Here is a 20,271-nt window from a genome sequence, read left to right as displayed (position 1 = left end):
TTTCGATGATAAGGGAGAAATCCAAGGAGCTAAACTCTAAGGATGAGAGTACCGATGCGAAAAACAGGGGCGGATCAGCTCGTAGTAGTGAAGAAGTTTCTGTAATGGAAATCGAGAGAAGGGGCTGAGTTATTTAGTTTTAATGATTTATCAACCGAAAGGGAGGAGTTAATGAGTAAAACAAAGTCTTTTGATATATCAAAGCAACTTATTTGGAGAGCTTATAAACAAGTATCGAAAAATAAAGGTGCTGCTGGTGTGGATGAGGTTTCGATAACAAAGGTTGAAGAAAATCTAAAAGATAATCTGTACAAACTATGGAATAGGATGTCATCCGGAAGTTATTTTCCAGAGCCGGTAAAAGCTGTTGCGATACCAAAAGATACAGGAGGGCAAAGAATTTTATGTGTTCCTTCAGTATTCGACAGGATAGGGCAAACGGCTGCTGCTATGTATCTAGAGCCGCTGGTAGAACCAAAATTTCATGAGGATTCATATGGTTATAGACCAAATAAGTCTGCACTGGATGCGGTAGATACAGCTCGTAAAAGATGCTGGAGGTACGATTGGACGATAGATCTTGATATATCTGGATTTTTCGACAATTTGGACCACGGCTTGGCATTGCAAGCTATCAAAAAGCACACAGACTGCAAATGGGTCATACTGTATGTTGAGAGGTGGATGAAAGCCCCCATTCAGCAAGCAGATGGCAGTAAGGTAGTTAGGGATAAAGGAGTTCCGCAAGGAGGTTCAGTTAGCCCAATCATCTCTAATATATTCATGCATCATGTGTTTGATATATGGATGAAAAAGAACTACCCGACGGTACCATTTGAGAGGTATGTGGATGATGCGATAGTGCACTGCAGAACAGAGAAACAGGCAGAGTTTGTGAAAGTAATGATCGAAGAAAGATTGGCTGAGTATAAGTTGAAATTACATCCTGAAAAGACACAGATAGTGTACTGTAAGGATGACAATAGGAGTGGTGGATTTCCTAAACAAAGTTTTGATTTTCTGGGTTACACATTCAGACCCAGGTTAGCAAGAAATAAAATAGGGAAATATTTTGTCTCATTTCTCCCAGCAATTAGCAACAAGGCCAAGAAAAAGATTACTACAACCATAAGGTCATGGAAAATGCTACGAAATACGCATATAACATTAGAGGAGATGTCAGGAAAAGTAAATCCAATAGTCAGAGGCTGGTATCAGTACTATGGCAAATTTTACAGAACTGAAGTATACAAATCTCTAAAGAATATAGAGCGGCATCTAGAAAAGTGGGTGAAAAGGAAATATAAGAGACTCAGGAGTCACGGAAGACTAGCAAGACAATTTCTAGGAAAGGTGAGAAAGAGGTCTCCGGATATTTTCTATCACTGGACACTAGGGTTAGGCCAAAAGGCTGAATAATGGAAGCTGTATAAATCAAGAGGTTTACGTACAGTTTTGCGAGAGACTGGTGGGGAAGTTCCACTGGTCTACTCTCCTTTATACTCAAGACAAAGGTGGTAAAACATTGCTGGATATTGCTACTGATCAAAAACACAATAATATTGTAGAGTATTTAAAACAAGTGCAATTAGATAAAGAATTATTGATTGCAGCACAATATGGAAATCTTAGCAAAGTTGAAGATCTTGTAAGTCAAGGGGCTAGCTTAAGTGCTAAGTATAGCGATGGCCGAACTCTTATGCATTGTGCTGCTTATGGGGGCGAGCTAAATGTAGTAAAATATCTTGTGGTAGGTGAAAAGAGTAGTTTAAAAATTAAAGATAATAGTGGTAGAATTCCCCTTCACTATGCTGCTTACAATGGTAAACTAGATATAGTAAAATATTTTATAGACGAAGAAAAAATTGATGTTAATATTAAAGATCATGGTGGCTGGGCGCCTCTATATTATGCTTCTTGTAGTGGTTATTCTAATGTAGTAAACTACCTTGATAAAATACATAATTTAGATTTGATAAGTAACTTACAAGAAAATTCTGCGTCTTTAGAAATCCCAAGTAGTAATAACATTGAGGTTCAAGACAAACTTGGTAGAACGCCCTTACATCTTGCTGTCAAAGCAGGTGATCTGAGCAAAATAAACCTTCTTTGTGATTATGGTGCTAATATTGAAGCTCAAGACAATTTTGGTTGTACACCAATTTTTTTCGCTATTCGATCAGGAAAATTGAATGTAGTGAGTCTTGTTCTTTATTATGGTGCTAATATTAATGCTCAAGATATGTATGGTTCTACGCCTTTACACTATGCTGCTCAAGAAGGTAACTTAGGTATGATTCAGCTTCTTCTTAGTAGATGTGCTAGGATTGAGCTTCTAGATAGGAATGGTTGGACACCTATACTTTTTGCTGCTCGAGAAAGTAAATGGAATGCAGTAGAACTTCTCGTTAGTAAGGGTGCTAAATTTAATAATGAAATAACGTATCAGGGAACACCTTTACATTTTGCTGTTCTAGAGGGTAATTTGGATACGGTTAAATTTCTTATTGATAAAGGTGCTAATATTGAGTCTCAAGACGACTATAATAACAAACCTTTACATCTTGCTGTTAGGGTGAACAGATTGGATATAGTAAAATTTCTTCTTGATAAGCACGCTAACATTGAGGCTAAAGACATGGATGGTGATATACCTTTAGAATTGGCTATTCAAAGTGGTTACAAAGATATAGAGGAAGTTTTAAGGCAAGCACAATTAGATCTAGATAAAGAATTATTGAATGCTGCAAAAAGCGGAGACCTTGATAAAGTTAAAGAATGTATAAAACGGGGTGCTTATATTAATACTAAGAGTAGTAATGGAAGGACTTCTCTACACTGGGCTGCATTTGAAGGTTGCTTACCAGGAGTAGAGTATCTTATAAAGGAAGTTGCTGACATTAATGCTAAGGATAACACTAGTAGGGCTCCTCTACACTATGCTGCTAGAAATGGTCATTTAGATGTAGTAAAATACTTTATAGAAGAAGGTGCTAACTTTGATGTTAAAGATAAAGATGATAAAACACCGTTGGATCTTGCCTCTTGGCAAAAACATAATGATGTTGTAAAATATTTAGAGGAAATCAAAGAAGAAAAAGACAAAACTGTTCAACGCAAACGCCGTCATCACCATGGAGATCATAGTCGTCATCATAATCACTTATCGCGTAAACCTCTTGCTATAGATTTAGGTGATCGACCTGAGATAGCAACAAGTAGTGGAGCAAGACCATCTTCATGGATAAATAATTTGTTTAGTTGGGTAAAAAGCTCTGTAGGTGGATTATTAAATTCTAAACCTACATTACCTGAGGAAACATCAAGCACTTCAAGTCCAATATCACAAGTAGATGCAAAAATGGATGTAAATGGTTCAATAATGTTATTTGACTTATTGATTAGAAGGGTTACAGGTCAGAAGTATATTTCCACAGTAGTTCAGTCTATATCACCATTAGAAGCACAGGGCTATGCATTAAATATTATAGAGGAATTTGAGAAAGTAGTAGAGCAAGCTGGATTAAAAAGTGATGTATCAATGCACCGGTTAAATATTGATTATATGGGAATGCAGAAAGAGATTACTAGAAAAGTCATGAGTGGTAAATTTGATGAGGTTTCAGGGATTTTAAGCTCATATGTAGAGAAAGCGTGCCCTGGTAGAGAAGCAGGATGCCCTGGTAAATTAAGCGAGAAAAGGTTTAATGAGTTTATGGCTAAATTTAATAAAGGATTAGATGTAACATTAAATCAATCAATAGAGCAGATATTACACAACGGAGGTGATACATTAGAGGTTAATAATATAGAAGAACAGCAAGGACCTAGGAGTTATTTAAATAATACTTCTATTCAAGGCCATTTGACTCGGAATAAGGTTAAATTAATTTCTTAATCTCATCTAAAGAAAGGCCGGTTATTTCAGCGATAACATCAATAGATACACCGGCCTTGAGTGAGTTTTTTGCAACTTCAATTTTACCTTCAATTTTACCTTTTTGATGTCCGATGAGGATGCCTTCATGAAGTTTTTCTTCAAGACTAGATAAATAATCATCGGTACGTTTCTTAGCTTGGTCATAAGCAAGACGTTCTTCTTTACTCCAATTATATTGGTTCAGCTCATCATAAGCCCTGCCAATAATTAAATCACTTCCTATTATTTTTTTTAGATCATCTTCACTTGTTTCACCGGCGTGTTTAAAAAAATAACACCATTTCTCTACTACATTTTCTAATTGATCTTCTCTTTTTTTAAATTTAGGTAACTCTATAAAAGTAAAACTAAAGTCTTTGAGATCATGTTCAAAAGTTATCTTATCAAAAGTAACATGATCAGACTTATAAGCTAGCTTATTAGGAAATAAGATAAAATCGGCAATGGCAATAAAGATAACGCCTTTAAGATCATGATACTGATCACCTACATCAGCTTGACTTGAATAGGCCTTAGCGGCATAGTATTGGGCACGTTTTTCAAAGCCAGTAGTTTTAGCGACTTGCATCTCAATTATTGTTTTTATGCCTGTAGAATCAACACAGAGAACATCAACAATGCTTTGCTTTTGAGAAGCAATGACAGGGTCTTGAATGGGACTGAGAAAGGAGACATCTTTAATCTTATTGTCATCGGTAAGACCTAGTATATCATTAAGAAAGTGAATAAGAATATCTTTATTTTTTTCGGTACCAAAGATACGGCGAAAAGCTATATCATTGCGAGCATCAAGAAACTTCGAAAGAGCCATGAGAAAGTAAGTTAAAAAGTATTAATGATTATACACAATTGTGAAGAAATGTTCAACGTTTTTATGCTGAAGTCTATTAAAGTGGTAAATTTAGCTAAATTTCAAGAGTTGGCAAAAAACTACCTTCATAGATGACCCTAGAATGCTACTACGCATCTTAGACGGTCCCTTTCTATATCTTTTTATCACCCTTCTGTAAAGTGCCTTAAAAGACCAGCAAATGGATATCATGAATTTAAAGCTGTGGGAGACATCAAATTGGTGTATAAAAACACGAATCTACAACGACATCGCTTAAGGAAATCAGTATCTATTAATATATTAATTTATTCATAAAAAAATAAATAAAAAAGATTTAAAAATTGATTTGACTTCACTCGAAAGCTATGGCTCTATGCCAATGCTGATAAAAAAACAGCAGTAAATATTTAAAAAAAGTTTGTTGTTAGTGAAGGGTAAATTATATGAATAAAAGTAAAGAAGAAATAGAATTCAGAATATTAGAAAGCAAAGGCAAAGCACTACTTGATCGTGAAATAATGGAAACGTTTCTAAGTGCAGTACATGAAAGGCCACAAGCTCAAGAAATTGCTAAAAATCTGGTGAATAGCTATACGGGAGTAGGAAAGATTTTAGGCCGAGAAATGGATGACCTGAAAGTTATAGAAGGAGTAACTGATTCTGCAGTAGCAATGATTATGTGTGTTAAGGAAACGCTAGAAAGAGTACTGAGAGAAAAGCTCAAGGGAGAGCCAATAATGGACTTACAAGGGCTAGTAGAATACTTAAACGTAAGTATAGGTCACTCAGAAAGGGAATGTGTAAAAATACTGTATTTGAATAAAAGGCGCCAACTAATTGGAGAAGAATTCTATATTGGTGAAATGGAAAAGGCGCCAGTATACATAAAGGAGATTATAAGAAAAGCATTAATAAAAAATGCAGCATTAATAATAATGTCACACAACCACCCTGGGGGAAGTTTAGAACCTTCAGAAGAAGATCAAGCAGTAACAAAGAACTTAGCAGCAGCATGTAGTACTGTAAGCGTTAGATTGTTTGACCATATTATCATCACAAGTGGAGGCTATTTCAGCTTTCGAGAAAACGGATTGTTATAGCAGAAAGTATTTGCAAATCTACTCATTATAATTTATATTGAGTAATAGAGTATATAAACTAAGATTTATATACTTAAAAAGTATTTTTAATATGGGGGTTATATGACTAGTAAAGACAAGTTATTGAAGAAAATATTTGGTGCTCTTGAAGGCGTTGATATAAAGCAGTCTAAGTTTGTGAGCAAAATTAATAATCAGAAGGAGATAAAACCGGAAGATACAATGCCTTTCCCTAGCAGAAACGTTCACGAAAACAAAATCAACTATGGAAAAGGACTTGACTACATATATGGCACAAAACCTTTGAGTAATCAAGTAGATTATCCAGAAGGGTTGAATCCATTTGCTTCAGCTTTGCAAAAAATAAAGCCAAGTCCAGAAAAGTTGAGCTGGTTTAAAAGTGCTGTAGTAAGAGCAAAAAGTCCAAGTGAACTGCACAAGGCTGTAGACGAAGCACTAGCTGCTGGAGCAAGGCTAAATACATGTAATGATGGGGAATGGAGCTTCGCGGAATATGTGATACTGGGCACACATTTTCATAAATTTGATAAGGCTGATCGTAAAAAGCTAATACGTAAATTAATGCTAAACGGTGCAGAGTTTCATGATACTTTATTGGAGAATAAATTGATAGGTGAAATCTATAATGAGCTACAACCAGAAGTTCAGCCACAGATAGATGAGAGACTAGAAGAACTAGAGAAAGCTGGCGAAAGTGCTGTGCAAGAAGGAGAATTAATAGATGTTGAGATAGACAATACAACATCGTATATAGAGTTCTCTGAAAATAGTAAGATAGAAGTAGCCAAAATACTGAGAGAGTTAGGAAGTAATATTTTAAAAATTGGCAATGATGCAGTTGAGGTTAAAAGTGAGAAGGGAGGTATAAGAAACTATACCGATATTTCAGATGGCAGCTCTGTCATGTTAGAATTTCCTACGAGCATTGGTAAGCTAAATATTATATTGTACCAAGAGGCAGATCAGGTGCAAGTGAGAGTAGAAAATAAGGAAATGTGGGCTGAGTTACAAAAAAGAGGCGAAGAAATAGGAAAAAATTGCCTCTTTGGGGGAGTGAAGCTTAAGGAAGTGGTAGAAAGAGGTAATTTCACTAGATGTGGCATATGGAATGAAAAGTATGCTATAAAAGAGATTAGCAATGATGAAGTATTGTCTTCATGGGTAAATAGGGTATGTGGAGGTAGTAAAGAAACCTTTAGGGAACTTTAATGCGTCTACAGCAAACTTTAAGGTTCCAGAGGTTTTTTCTACCGTTATATCTGGAGCCTTTGAGCTATAGTAGAAAATATTATACGCATGGTTGTTTTCGTGGAAAAAAGTCTAGACTGTGAAGTAGGGGAAAAAGTAAAAAATTGGAGGTTAGGTGTGCCGTAGAAGCGATCAGTTGAAGCTGCACAATAGATGAGGGTAGGTCCCTCGGAGCCGGTTTACAAGAGCAGGCTTCAAACAGCCATAAGCTGCTTTGGTAAAGAGCCATGGTAGTGAGCGTTATGGAAAAGGCGCAATTATGCGTCATGTGTAAAATGGAGAGGCGAATGCAAATGAACCACTGATGAAGTGTCGAAACTTCATAGAAGATGTCAAAACCAGGTGTTCTAGCCTAACCTGGGATAAATCTATCGGAAACTTGTTTACTGGATAGATGGCGTCCGGCATATAGGTGGCGCGGATCCATTTTGGGCTATTGTGTAGAACTGCGGGAACCTGTCATTTCGATGATAAGGGAGAAATCCAAGAAGCTAAACTTCAAGGATGAGAGTACCGATGCGAAGAACAGGGGCGGATCAGCTCGTAGTAGTGAAGAAATTTCTGTAATGGAAATGGAGCGAAGGGGCTGAGTTATTCAGTTTTAATTATTTATCAACCGAAAGGGAGGAGTTAATGAGTAAAACAAAGTCTTTTGATATACCGAAGCAAGTTATTTGGAGAGCTTATAAACAAGTATCGAAAAATAAGGGTGCTGCTGGTGTAGATGAGGTTACGATAACAAAGTTTGAAGAAAATCTAAAAGATAATCTGTACAAGCTATGGAATCGAATGTCATCTGGAAGTTATTTTCCAGAGCCTGTAAAAGCTGTAGCAATACCAAAAGGTACAGAAGGGGGACAAAGAATTTTATGTGTCCCTTCAGTATCGGACAGGATAGCGCAGACAGCAGCTACAATGTATCTAGAACCGTTAGTAGACCCGAAGTTTCATGAAGATTCATATGGTTATAGACCAAACAAATCTGCACTGGATGCGGTAGGAACTGCGAGGAAAAGATGCTGGTGGTACGATTGGACGATAGATCTTGATATAGCAGGATTTTTCGACAATTTGGACCACGAGTTGGCATTGCGAGCTATCAAAAGGCACACAGACTGCAAATGGGTCATACTGTATGTTGAAAGATGGATGAAAGCGCCAATTCAGCAAGCAGATGGAAGTAAGGTAGTTAGGGATAAAGGAGTTCCGCAAGGAGGTTCAATAAGCCCGCTGATCTCAAACATATTTATGCATCATGTATTTGATGAGTGGATGAGACGAAAGTGCCCAACAATACCATTTGAGAGGTATGTAGATGATGCGATAGTGCACTGCAAGAGTAGTAGACAGGCGGAATTTATGAGGGTAGCAATTGAAGAAAGACTGGCTGAGTATAAGCTAAAATTACATCCTGCAAAGACACAAATTGTGTACTGCAAGGATGACAATAGGAAAAATGAATTTCCTAAACAAAGTTTTGATTTTCTGGGTTACACATTTAGACCCAGGTTAGCAAGAAATAAAATAGGAAAGCATTTTGTTTCATTTCTTCCCGCAATTAGCAACAAGGCCAAGAAAAATATTACTACAACCATAAGGTCCTGGAAAATACTACGAAATACACACAAAACATTAGAGGAAATATCAAAGACAGTAAATCCAATAGTCAGAGGCTGGTATCAGTACTATGGCAGGTTTTACAGGAAAGAGATATATAAACCTCTGAGAAACATAGAGCAGCACCTAGAAAAGTGGGTCAGAAGAAAGTATAAGAAGCTTCGAAATCATGGAAGACTAGCGAGGCAACTTCTAGGAAAAATGAGGAAAGAAGGGACAAATACTTTTTACCACTGGACACTAGCTTTAGGTCAAAAGACTGAATAATGGGAGCTGTGTGAGTCGCGAGGTTCATGCACAGTTCTGCGAGAGACTGGTGGGGAAGTTCCGCCGGTCTACTCTCCAGCAGAAGTTTAACAGTTTAGATGCGCAGCGAGTAGCATGTGAGAAATATATAAAGAGCAAAGAAGGCTGGGTAGCATTGGCCAAAAGGTACGATGATGGTGGATATTCAGGGAAAAATTTAGAAAGACCAGCAATAAAGGAATTATTTGCAGATGTTAAAGGAGGAGAGATAGATTGTGTAGTGGTATATACGCTCGATAGGCTCTCGAGAGAAACAAAAGACAGCATCGAAGTAACGTCATTTTTTAGAAGACATCGAGTAAATTTTGTAGCAGTAACGCAGATATTTGATAATAATACGCCAATGGGGAAGTTTGTACAAACAGTGTTATCAGGAGCAGCACAACTAGAAAGAGAAATGATAGTAGAGAGAGTAAAAAATAAAATAGCAACATCAAAAGAACAAGGTCTATGGATGGGTGGAACTTTACCGCTTGGGTATGATGTAAAAGATAAAGAATTAATAATAAATGAGAAAGAAGCAAAGACAGTAAAGCATATATTTGAAAGATATGTGGAGCTGAAGTCAATGGCAGGGTTGGCAAGGGAGTTAAATAGTCAAGGATACCGGACAAAATCAGATATCTTTAAAAAAGCGACGGTGAGAAGAATAATAACAAACCCAATATATGTGGGAAAAATCAGACATTATAACAAATATTATGAGGGAAAGCACGATGCAATAATAGAGGAAGAAAAATGGCAAAAAGCGCAAGAATTGATAAAGAATCAACCATATAGAAAAGCAAAATATGAGGAAGCGCTACTTAGGGGAATAATTAAGTGCAAAAGCTGTGATGTAAACATGACGCTAACGTACTCAAAAAAAGAGAATAAGAGATATCGATATTACGTATGCAACAATCACTTAAGGGGAAAAGGCTGTGAATCAGTAAATCGAACAGTAGTAGCCGGAGAAGTGGAAAAAGAAGTGATGAGGAAGACAGAGCAGCTATATGAAAATGGAAAAGAAAAGAGCGAAGAAAAATGGAAAAATTTAAGTTTTGGAAAGCAGAAAGAAGTAGTGAAAAAGTTAATAAAGGGAGTAATGGTAAAAGAAGATGGAATAGATGTACGTTCTGAATCAGAGGAAAAATTTATACCAATAAAGAAGAAAGGAAATAAATGCAGAGTAATCGAGCCAGAAGGAAAAACAAATAATGTGTTACTCAAAGCAGTGGTAAGAGCCCATCTGTGGAAACGGCAACTAGAAGAGGAAAAATATAGAAGTGTGAAAGAGCTGAGTGCCAAAATTAATATAGGTACAAGACGTATACAACAAATTTTAAGGTTGAATTATTTAGCTCCGAAGATTAAAGAAGATATAGTAAATGGGAGGCAGCCAAGGGGTTTGAAGTTAGCTGACTTGAGGGAAATACCGATAGTGTGGAGTGAGCAATTGGAGAAATTCTACGGTTTTATTTATAAAAGTAACAGAAGAGTATGTGCCAGAAGGAGCCGCTACAAAGGGCCATGCCAAGAGATATTGAGATTGATATAGAAAAGTAAGTCAATGTTACAGAATCAATTATGCGAAAATATCAATATAAATGATGAAGATTTTAGCATATCGGACACAACAGTGATAGAAAATGTATCCAATTTTAGCTGCATATTTTAATGGTAGATCTGGAGAGAAATTCTGTATAGCCTTTCTTATAATAATCCGAATTCGATAAGATACGTATTGATGGCTATAGCAGACCAGTAGCATATCACGGTCTGTAAAGAGCTATAAAAGGCAGCTCAGCCAATTGTATGTTCCATATCCTCATTTTGTAGCTAGCTTAAAAACAATATAAAAGAATATTCTTAAAAGACATTGGTACGAATTCCTTAATATATAAATTATAGTAGTTTGTATTTAAATAATAATCTTTAACTTTTATGATCTACCTATCCCGAAAATCAGGACCTCTTCTTGAATCCTTATCTATACGTTCTACCCATGAACCCTTCTGCTTATTGGATTCACTTATAACTTCAGGACGCATTAATCCACCAGATCTTTCAAAATATCCCTGTTTAATAGCATAGTAGACCCAGTAGTCACCTAGCGCGCAATCATTGCCTAACTCTTCTTCGCGACCTTTGAATTTTTCTAATATTTCCTCTCTATTACTCACTTCGACTATAATTTTACTTTTATCTTGTACGTCAGGATACAGTCTAACATCTACATTTCCCAAACTAGTATAGAAGGTTAATACTATATCGCTGCCTTCTATAAGATCTGTGTAATACCTTATTCCACCTTCGATTTGAATTTCTACTTCACTTTTACCAATCCTTATTATATCTCTTTCATATTCTATGCTTCCCTGAGTTAATCCTAAATTTCCTGCTCTATCTGTAATCTTTGCAACATCTATTATGCTGTCTCCAGAATATTCTAAGTAGAGAGTAGAGTTATCTATTCTTACATCATGCAACTCACCATTGGTGGTACTTTTCGCCAATTCAATAAACTTATGAGTATTGCTAATATAATTTTCATAAACTTTTACCATATTAGCTTTATGATCATTAAATTCTGATTCCAGTGCATCAATTACACCAATACCAATTTTACTGTTAAACACTGCTCCTCTTGATACCAACTTACATATTATGTTGCTGGCAACTTTAGGATTTTTCTCTAGCTTACTGATTTTTTCTATTACATGATCTACAAAATTGTATGCTTTTTTACCTTGAGAAGACTGCTTAGAAAAACCAATCCTTACTCCGGAGCTTATAGCTTCATTTACGATTTCTTCTAGTCTATACATATCTTGAACTTCAGATATCTTACTTAAAAATTCATTCAGCTTTACCTGATTCGGTGTATTCCATAAAGTTGATTTTAAACAATACTTTTCTCCCACACTATAAAAAGATCCACGACAATCTAAGAGAGAAGCTTCTTTCTTGCAAAAACTACCTGCTCCTGCTGATAGGAATAAATCTACTACTTTCTTATTAATGCACCGAGCATAATTAAGTATTTTCGAACTACCGTTTCTTTCTCGAATACTAAAAATCACCTTCAGGTCTTCGCTATTCTTGTGTTTACCTAGAAACTCTTTTAAATTTTTAGTGAGGTTAATGAGGTTAGCAGCATAACCTGAACGATCCTCATCTTTGCTCCAGATACAATCGTCATATGTACTAAAATATTTATCAAGTATACAATATAATTGCGCACTCAAACTCTTTTGGTCATTAGTGAAAAAGCATTCTTCAATATAATAGTAACGATTATCAATTGCAACTTGTAGTGGCGTTTCCCCTTTTCTATTCTGTATGGTAGGATTAGCTTTTTTCTCTAGGAGTAAATTAACATAGCCAGTATGACCAATACTAGCGGCATGATGTAATGGTGTTTCTCCTCTGTGATCTTGTATATTAGGGTTGGCCTTTCCTTTTAAAAGAGAAGCTGCACTAGCAAGAACATCAGTATAATGCAGGGGAGTCCTTCCTTTATCACTCTGTATGTTAGGATTAGCACCTGCCTCTAGGAGTAAATCTACAGTTTCATTATATCCTTGAGTTACCTTACCTACAGAAGATACTAGATGCAATACTGTTAATCCAGATTCTCCTCTTTTAAGGTTAAGAACAGCTTTGAGGTCTTGATTATTCTTATTGCTTTGTAGGAAATTTTTAAGTTTTTCAATACAGTACTCACAATGTCTATCTTCTTTTTGATCATAATGACATGGATCTAAACCTTTAACGATGTTTAGTAATTCTCTATTTAACTTCTCCTTTTGACTTCCTGTTAAATTAGGTGTACTAGCAATCCATGTACATACTATACCCTCAAACGAAAGTTTACTATCCATTAAAAGACGAGAATTAAGCGATGAAAAAAGATGTTTTTTTATCAATTGATACTCTTCATCTAATATTTTGTCAGCGCTTAAATCTTCTCCTAGCTTTTGCTCATATGCTTTTTTATCTTGCCCAGTAATACATTCATTAACAATCATATCATACCTCCTACTAGCCTAGATAGATGATATATTATGTACAATATATAATATTAGTCAAGCTAATTCAACATAATCTTTTTACTACTCATATGATTAAGATTTTGTTAAGTTTTTATGGTGAGTACTATTAGGTTAAAAGTTGTTTATTACTGGAAGTTTTAGCCAATTTTACTATAGATCAACAAAATTGAGAACACTAGCTATATTTAATATATAGGAATATAATGGATTATGCTTTATAAGAAGTGCAAAAACTGCTGAAGCTTATACAGTAACCTGCGGATCCACTTCAGCAGAATAAACAAACACATGCCAGTATTAGTAGAGAATTATTTATAAGTCAACTAACTTTTTCAAAAAATATTTTAGTGAAGATACCATGCTAGCTAGTGTTATAAAGAATTGAATTATTGACTCTTCCTAAGATTGCAAAAAAGGTCATATATTTGTGAGAACAAGCAGCGTAAAAATAAGGTTATAAAAATAGAAGGTTTAAATTATTTCAATAAGCTTAGGCAAAACAGTTCGTATGTAGATATGGATAAAATAGGCAATGATCAAATTTACGCACAGGGCAAACTTAAATAAAAATGTGATATAAAAAGAAGTAAGACGACTATTTCTTAAGACTAAATCACTGATTAACTGCTCGAGATGGACCTGCTTGTTGAACATAAGGTTGTTGGAGATTACCTGGCTGTTGACCAAAAGCAACCACAGAACTATGTCTTACATCTACCTCTACAAACTCATCACTAATTTTTATAAGGGAACCTTCATCTGTTGCACCTTCATTAAAAACAGCATACACCAGTTTCACTTTGCCAGCATCAGTAATTACCTTATACGCTTCACCTTCTTTATATCTTGTCAACTGGTCCTTAGCCTCTTTTTCTTTTTTATCCAAATCTCCTTTCTTAGCAAATTTTAGCTCTATTCCAACTGGGGGGTATTCTTTTTTTTGATCAGTAGCATTTATAACCAACATAACATCCAACTTCTCTCCACCACCTATTTGAAATTCAGTAATAACTTTTATATTATCTTCTCCGTAGCTACTAAATAAACCATGCAATACAGCTTGAAATGTAGCCTCATTGCTTATTAATGATTTGAAAGGATGTAGTATATGAGAAATTTCTTCAAATAGTTTTTTGTAATCATCATATTTACCAGATTTTATAGCTTTGCTCAAAGCTGCTTTAAATTTTTTATTTTCCACAATTGGAGTAAAATTACCTTGTAAAATTTCTTTACCTCTTTTATATTGATCCAATGAGTCATACGTATTTACTGTAATCCCCTTATTCTTATTACAGTACTGATCAAATGGATTCTTATTACTAGGTGTATCATCCAGATGGCAATTCACCTCACTTATTTTTATATCTTTAATTTTTTTAACTCCTTCTATATTTTCAATGGGACTGATTTTATTATCTTTCATCGCCTCTACTTCATGTATAACGAAATTACCCAAAGCAGCTTTTAAGCTTTTTTTATTATCTTCAGACATCTCAGTAATATTCAATACAAGTACTTTATTACCTAAAATTAATACGGTAGTCGTAACACAATCTAAAGCGTACTTATCTATAACGTTTGGACGATTTCTCGAGGTTCGTTCTGATGTACCTTGATTACAAATAAAAATACGTTTGCTTAATTTTTCATCTTCAATTCTATCAGGAATAAGCATTAACTGTCCTATAATAAACCGACTTACGTAATGTATATTATCACTACCTCCATTGCTCCAAACAATTCCATAGTAAAGATACTCTAGCTGTGTTCTTATCACCTCAGCATTCGCTGCTTCAGTGCCAAGTAACTTTTCTATTACAGAATTACCTTCTCGACTAAGAAAATTTTCTACATCAATTTTAACATTTTCGTGATGAACCATGTCAAAATTTAATCCTACACAAATAGCTTCATTAGCTATAGTAATCATTCTTATAGAGTTAGAAAAAGAGCCCTTAACATAATCTTCTGCTTGCTTCAATGCTTTTATCACTGTACTTATCTCACCAGTACCTGCTTTAAGCTCAATAATAATAGGAATAGAGCTTAGAGGTTGTCCGGAAACTAGTAAATTCAAGCATATTCCCTCTTTAACATAACCCTACTCATAGCTAGGTATATGAAATTCTCAGTGGATGTTGTGAGTAAATCATACTCCTTCGATAGCCTTCTATTCCTATTAACCCAAGCAAAAGTCCTTTCTACAACCCATCTTCTTGGCTGTACTTTAAACCCTTGTTCTCTTGTTGGTAGTAGCTCAGGTGGCGTATCTTTGTGCACCCAAAATCTACATGGAGGCCTTTTAACAATTTCAATATCTATGTCATATTCTTCCTTTATGTGATTCTTTAAATTTCTTCCTTGGTATCCCATGTCAGCCCACATTTTTTTAACTTTAGTATATTTTGTTCTCATATTGTTTAATGCTATTTTAATACCATCTCTATCATTTTCGTTAGCAGCGCCTACGTAACAACCTAGTATAAAACCCTGAGTGTCTGTAATTATATGCCTTTTTCTACCCTTTACTTTTTTACTTCCATCATAGCCTTTGATCCCCCCTTTTCTGTAGTCTTTACAGATTGACTATCTACTATACAGGCACTCGGCTGCTCATTCCTTCCTATTTTTCTTCTACTATATTTTGTAATTTCATAATTCATTTTCTCAAAAATTCCCTGCTTCTTCCATTGCCTGAACTGCTCATACACAGTCTTCCATAGCGGAAAATCATTTGGTAAATACCGCCATTGACACCCTGTACGCAATACATAGAAAATTGCTTCTAATATTTCTCTTTTGCTATACTTTGGCGGCCTTCCTCCTTTCTTGTATGATACTCTGAAGTGTTTTTCTATTCTTGCCCATTCCCTTTCGCTTAGATCTGTTGGATACTTTTTTCTCATCTTTACCCCGTACTAAAATTTCAGATATTATAGCCTTTTACTTGTTTCCGGACAACCTCTTAGCGACTTATCAGAACCGCGCACAAGTAAAATAATGTCTGCGTAACCTTTTCCAGCAAATAATTCGAGATAAAGTTTTAGGTGAAAACGATACTTAAAATTTATCAAAAACCCAGCTAAAAACCCATGATGACTTGATTCTTTACCGCTAAATAGAGTTTCTTTTTCATATTTCTTATAGACATTTGTAATATAATTAAACATTCTTCTAGCGTTCTTTTTTACTTCTTCGAAATCTTGATTACTCAATTTTGAAATTAAGCTCTCTAGGTCTTGTTGGTCACGATCTTTTTCTATTTCTGTAAAACCTTTTTGTGAATAATCAGTCTTTTTACTAAAAGCTGGATCAACATTTCCGTACTTTACTTCTTTTCCTGTAATTGTTATTTCATGCTCTTCTTTTTCTAGTTTATCAAACTCTGCTCCCCTTTTCCATTTCTGTGCTATTTTTTCTAACTCTCCTTGAGAGAACTTTAAATGCATGTTACCATCAACTTGATCAGACACCGTTATACACTTAAGTCCCTCATTAGTTAATATAGCTATTTTTAAAGTTCTATTATCATCAAAACGAAAATGAAGTTTTTTGATACCAATTTTAGTAGCAAGTTCTGTGTCTAATACAGTAGCAAACATACCAAAAAAGAAACTAGGGAAAAAGCCTGGCTTTCCAACTGAATGCAAAAAAGAAGGAGATTGATTGATAAACGATTGGAACCTTTTGTGAAAATCTAGGAACTCGTCTTTTGATTTATTTCTCATCAACAGAAGCTGTACCAACTCAAGCGGCTTGACATTACTTGGCACATTACTCTCCTATTTGCTATGGCCTAAAGATTTTATATTATATGGGGTATCAGTCGTACTGAGATTTGACTGTGGCAAAGTATCACCAGCTTCACGCAAAATTGATTCTTTAGAAGCTTCTTGAGCTAATTTAGAAAATACTTGTTCTCCTAATTGCAATTTTTTACCCCCATGAAATAACTGAATTTTGCTTAATACAGAATCTTTAACCTTTATCATCCCTTCACCACTCATTTCCTTTACGTGCTTTAATATCTTCCCTAATATTTCTTCTTTACTTACCCCTTGTCTACTTGGATCCACAATTAAATTTGCTATTGTATATGTAACTGAATAGTCTACAAAAATAGAGGAAATAGATTGCTCCCCGCAGTCTTGAGTTTTTAATTTTATTATACGTTCCCAAACATTCATCATACATTTTTTTGTTTCTTCAGACAGATCTGGATTCTTCAGTACTTGATCTGATAATGAAGATAAAAAAGTTGTGTAACGTTCACATTCAATCTGACTACACAATCGGCTTAATTCCAAAAAAGAATCAAAGTAATACTGACCTACTAGCACATTCAACACTGCATAATAAGTATTTTCCTTATAATCTCTATCTAGTAATTTTTTCTTTTGCTCATCATCCATTTTAGACAGGCAAAACTCTATGGTGTCTACTTCTTTGTAACCCTTTACTGCAGATAAAGCTGCTTCAATTAACAGATCATCTTTATCTTGACTAGAAATATTAGGATCTCTGTGCAATTTATTATAAAAGTATTCTATACCCTCTTCCCAATTTTTACGTGAGTTTACTCGTATGGCTTCTTTTAAACCTTCAACTGTTGTATATTCGTTTAGTTTTCCAACCTGTTTATTAATAAGGGAAGACCAAAAAGCTTTTATAGGGCTACTCTCTTTATGGTGATCCAAAAGCTCATCTTTTAGCTCATCATCAGAAACATCTTCTTCAAATGCACTATTTTTAAACTTTATAAATACTTGCTCAAATAATCTAGGTATCTCACCTTCTAAGCAGTATTTACATGCTAAGTAATATCTTTTAGAAATGTTTAATGGATTCTCTTTTCCATTTTTATTTTTTTCTTCAGTTAACCTTTCACCAACAATTTCATTTTTTAATCTTACTCCATCCCAACAAGAATTATCAGAGAATATATCAGAAAAAAAAATTAGTTTTTCCTCATCAAAATCTTCAATTAATTGAATATAAACCCTCAACCATCTTTCTACTCTAAGATGTTTTCTTGCTTTAACTTGATTATCGTCGCCTTTAATAGCACCTTTTAATATATCAAGTATTTTATTGTAATTGTGATCCAAATCAGATTCCATACCCGTAACCCCATTTTGTATTTTAATATAAACTTTAGTCTAGTAAATTATCGTTGCCAAGCCAATCTTTTTCTCCAAACCTTACCACTGCACAACAGGAAATTTCTTGAGAGCCAAGTATGATATTTTCATTCTAATAATTAATTGTAAAACACTTTTACTTACGAAAAAATAGACCTTGCTTTAACTAAAGAAATTCCTATTTTAGTGCTACAAAAATTTGAATTATTGACTCCTCCTAAGATTGCAAAAAGGGTCGTATATTTGTGAGAACAAGCAGCATAAAAATAAGGTTATAAAAATAGAGGATTTAAATTATTTCCATAAGCTTAGGCAAAACAGTTCGTATGTAGATGTAGATGAAATGGCCTAATGTAGCTAGTTTTAGCGTATAGCAAGATCAATATACAAAAAAGTTCGTATGTATCGCTTGGTAGTCCAACGCATCCCAAAACAAACTCTTCTCACGTCTCTTGATTTTGAGCGCTGGAAATGGTTATTTTGCTTGAGATCTTAATAATATATTTTGCTAAATTAATATTGATTTACTTGCGGAAGAATAATGAAGACAAGCTCATGACGAAACAAAATTCAAAATAAATAAAATCTCATGTATTGAGTCTATTAAGGGTCTTTTGCCTAAAACTACTTTGGGTTAGAAAATTTTTCTATACATAATGGTAATTGACAAAGTTTTAAAGGTAGAGCAACATGTCTAAAATATATTAAATCTTGTTAGGAGGTAAGTATGGGTTACGAAAATGTACAAAAGGTATTACTAACTTCCATTAAAGAGGATGATCCTCATAAAGGGCTTAAAGAGTTAGAGATTAAAAGATGGTGTATTGCATATCAGACATTGCTGAATAAATGGGATAGCACAATAATACCACCCCTTTTTAAGAAAGTTTTAGAAGATGAAACTTGTTGGAAGATAGAAGATGCTTCAGGACAAATTAGACTCAATAGGTATACTTTCGGGGAAAAATTGTTAGCCTTGAAAACTTTAGATGGGCAAAGAAGTCTTATTAGACCCTTTGATCGCTACAGAATTGCCTGCTGGTGTTGTTTTGAAGACGAGATAAGAGCTATTTTTGAGGAATTTAAATTAACATTAGGTAATAAGCCAGTAGAGAGTTTAGTTAAGGGATGTGATAACGGGGCTTTAATGATCTACTGGTCACATGCTATGAATAACCAGGAACATCAGTTAGAACTAAATAATGAGCACCCATACGTTTACGCTTTTAAATGTGCAATGCTGGAAAAGCATGTCGAAGCCTTGGAGTTCTTTTGGAATAAGTTGCAATCAATTGATTCCGTATCCTCAGAAAGAAAAGAAGATTTATTAATGGAAGTAGCGTATAATAAAGGGCGTTTTTCTGCTGATAATGTTGGTATGGTTGATTTTTGCCTACGTTATCTTGATCTTGACAGATATCATGAATTATTAAAAAGAGATTTTAAACAAAATAAGTATCATTATACGTTAAGTACGCTCACAGGAAGTTACTCCTTTGAAAGTGCTAAAAGGTTATTTGAACATTTAAAGTCAGAAGATTTATCTCCTGAAGGTTATAGTACATCAATGTTTGGAGCATTGGATTCACTTGTTTCTGTATCAGATGATAGTTTTATTAAGTCTGGTAGTGACATGCTTGCCTACATGTGGAATCGTTCTGGCTTTGAAGCTCATAAGCAACACTTTTTAGATAAGTTGGGTATAGGATATGCATCTAGAAATAGAATTGCTTGTCTGATAAAAAAGAATGCGGATATTAAGGTATTGCCGGAAATTATTAATTCACTTAGTCAAGAGCAAATGCAATCTATTATGGAAGAAGATAAATCAATACATGAGATATTCACTAGAATTAGAAATAAGCAACTAGTTGGTGGAGGAGATGATCAGTTGCCAAATTCATCATTAGATGTAGAAGCTATACAACAGAAGGTGACTGATGTTAGAAGCAAAGTGTAGTGTTAAGATAAAGTTATTTAGTTACTTAAACTTAAACGAAAGCATGCAAAGAATTTTAGTGAGAGT

At 34.7% G+C, this 20,271-nt stretch carries 15 protein-coding genes and 1 pseudogene; 10 read left to right on the top strand and 6 right to left on the bottom strand.

What is annotated here, in order from left to right; translation table 11 throughout:
* Positions 1 to 5 precede the first annotated feature (5 nt).
* Genes ACJZL3_RS04675 through ACJZL3_RS04665 form a run of 3 tightly spaced genes read left to right on the top strand, consistent with a single transcriptional unit; the run spans position 6 to position 3,898 of the window.
* Positions 6 to 128 carry a hypothetical protein gene (locus ACJZL3_RS04675; protein ID WP_419198602.1) on the top strand — a complete coding sequence of 41 codons (123 nt, stop codon included), beginning with the start codon at positions 6 to 8 and terminating at the stop codon, positions 126 to 128.
* 43 nt (positions 129 to 171) lie between these two features.
* A complete protein-coding gene (ltrA, locus tag ACJZL3_RS04670; RefSeq protein WP_419198601.1) occupies positions 172 to 1,419 on the top strand; it encodes a group II intron reverse transcriptase/maturase in 1,248 nt (415 codons plus the stop codon).
* Between the two features lie 49 nt (positions 1,420 to 1,468).
* The gene (locus ACJZL3_RS04665) at positions 1,469 to 3,898 is read left to right on the top strand and encodes an ankyrin repeat domain-containing protein (protein WP_419198665.1); all 2,430 of its coding nucleotides are present in this window, start codon (positions 1,469 to 1,471) and stop codon (positions 3,896 to 3,898) included.
* Here ACJZL3_RS04665 and ACJZL3_RS04660 read toward each other — a convergent pair.
* Positions 3,882 to 4,751 carry an Rpn family recombination-promoting nuclease/putative transposase gene (locus tag ACJZL3_RS04660; RefSeq protein WP_208571569.1) on the bottom strand — a complete coding sequence of 290 codons (870 nt, stop codon included), beginning with the start codon at positions 4,749 to 4,751 and terminating at the stop codon, positions 3,882 to 3,884. The two genes, ACJZL3_RS04665 and ACJZL3_RS04660, sit on opposite strands and share 17 nt — an antisense overlap.
* A 464-nt stretch (positions 4,752 to 5,215) precedes the next feature.
* On the opposite strand from ACJZL3_RS04660, the gene ACJZL3_RS04655 reads away from it, so the two are divergent.
* The 5 genes from ACJZL3_RS04655 (at position 5,216) to ACJZL3_RS04635 (ending at position 10,604) form a co-directional block, all read left to right on the top strand.
* A complete protein-coding gene (locus tag ACJZL3_RS04655; protein WP_419198664.1) occupies positions 5,216 to 5,872 on the top strand; it encodes a JAB domain-containing protein in 657 nt (218 codons plus the stop codon).
* Positions 5,873 to 5,974: 102 nt separating this feature from the next.
* Positions 5,975 to 7,102 carry a hypothetical protein gene (locus tag ACJZL3_RS04650; protein ID WP_419198663.1) on the top strand — a complete coding sequence of 376 codons (1,128 nt, stop codon included), beginning with the start codon at positions 5,975 to 5,977 and terminating at the stop codon, positions 7,100 to 7,102.
* A gap of 506 nt (positions 7,103 to 7,608) precedes the next feature.
* Positions 7,609 to 7,731, top strand: coding sequence for a hypothetical protein (locus tag ACJZL3_RS04645; RefSeq protein ID WP_419198591.1), 123 nt, complete (start codon positions 7,609 to 7,611; stop codon positions 7,729 to 7,731).
* A 43-nt stretch (positions 7,732 to 7,774) separates the two neighbouring features.
* Positions 7,775 to 9,025: a group II intron reverse transcriptase/maturase gene (gene ltrA / locus ACJZL3_RS04640; protein ID WP_419198617.1), complete on the top strand. Its 1,251-nt coding sequence runs from the start codon at positions 7,775 to 7,777 to the stop codon at positions 9,023 to 9,025.
* A 49-nt stretch (positions 9,026 to 9,074) separates the two neighbouring features.
* Positions 9,075 to 10,604 carry a recombinase family protein gene (locus ACJZL3_RS04635; RefSeq protein WP_419198662.1) on the top strand — a complete coding sequence of 510 codons (1,530 nt, stop codon included), beginning with the start codon at positions 9,075 to 9,077 and terminating at the stop codon, positions 10,602 to 10,604.
* Between the two features lie 391 nt (positions 10,605 to 10,995).
* On the opposite strand, the gene ACJZL3_RS04630 is transcribed toward ACJZL3_RS04635, so the two are convergent.
* Positions 10,996 to 13,077: an ankyrin repeat domain-containing protein gene (locus ACJZL3_RS04630; RefSeq protein ID WP_419198661.1), complete on the bottom strand. Its 2,082-nt coding sequence runs from the start codon at positions 13,075 to 13,077 to the stop codon at positions 10,996 to 10,998.
* 429 nt (positions 13,078 to 13,506) lie between these two features.
* On the opposite strand from ACJZL3_RS04630, the gene ACJZL3_RS04625 reads away from it, so the two are divergent.
* On the top strand, positions 13,507 to 13,668 hold the full coding sequence (locus ACJZL3_RS04625) for a hypothetical protein (protein ID WP_419198660.1): 162 nt from the start codon (positions 13,507 to 13,509) through the stop codon (positions 13,666 to 13,668).
* A 46-nt stretch (positions 13,669 to 13,714) separates the two neighbouring features.
* Here the strand turns inward: ACJZL3_RS04625 and ACJZL3_RS04620 are convergent, their stop codons facing one another.
* The 4 genes and pseudogenes from ACJZL3_RS04620 to ACJZL3_RS04605 all read right to left on the bottom strand — a co-directional run bounded on the left by ACJZL3_RS04620 (position 13,715) and on the right by ACJZL3_RS04605 (position 18,224).
* Positions 13,715 to 15,181 (bottom strand): hypothetical protein, encoded by a 1,467-nt coding sequence (locus ACJZL3_RS04620; protein ID WP_419198659.1) that lies wholly within the window; start codon positions 15,179 to 15,181, stop codon positions 13,715 to 13,717.
* Positions 15,178 to 16,010: pseudogene (locus tag ACJZL3_RS04615) on the bottom strand (IS5 family transposase). Before ACJZL3_RS04615 ends, ACJZL3_RS04620 begins: the two are co-directional and overlap by 4 nt.
* 27 nt (positions 16,011 to 16,037) lie before the next feature.
* The gene (locus tag ACJZL3_RS04610; protein WP_419198658.1) at positions 16,038 to 16,877 is read right to left on the bottom strand and encodes a hypothetical protein; all 840 of its coding nucleotides are present in this window, start codon (positions 16,875 to 16,877) and stop codon (positions 16,038 to 16,040) included.
* Between the two features lie 9 nt (positions 16,878 to 16,886).
* The gene (locus ACJZL3_RS04605; RefSeq protein WP_419198657.1) at positions 16,887 to 18,224 is read right to left on the bottom strand and encodes a hypothetical protein; all 1,338 of its coding nucleotides are present in this window, start codon (positions 18,222 to 18,224) and stop codon (positions 16,887 to 16,889) included.
* A 748-nt stretch (positions 18,225 to 18,972) separates the two neighbouring features.
* On the opposite strand from ACJZL3_RS04605, the gene ACJZL3_RS04600 reads away from it, so the two are divergent.
* Entirely contained in the window at positions 18,973 to 20,205 is a 1,233-nt protein-coding gene (locus tag ACJZL3_RS04600; RefSeq protein WP_419198656.1) for a hypothetical protein, read from the top strand.
* Positions 20,206 to 20,271 lie beyond the last annotated feature (66 nt).

This window comes from Wolbachia endosymbiont of Rhagoletis cingulata (assembly GCF_048537655.1).
Taxonomy (GTDB): domain Bacteria; phylum Pseudomonadota; class Alphaproteobacteria; order Rickettsiales; family Anaplasmataceae; genus Wolbachia; species Wolbachia pipientis.
Note: the sequence above shows the minus strand (reverse complement) of the source record. Positions and strands in the feature narration are given on the sequence as shown.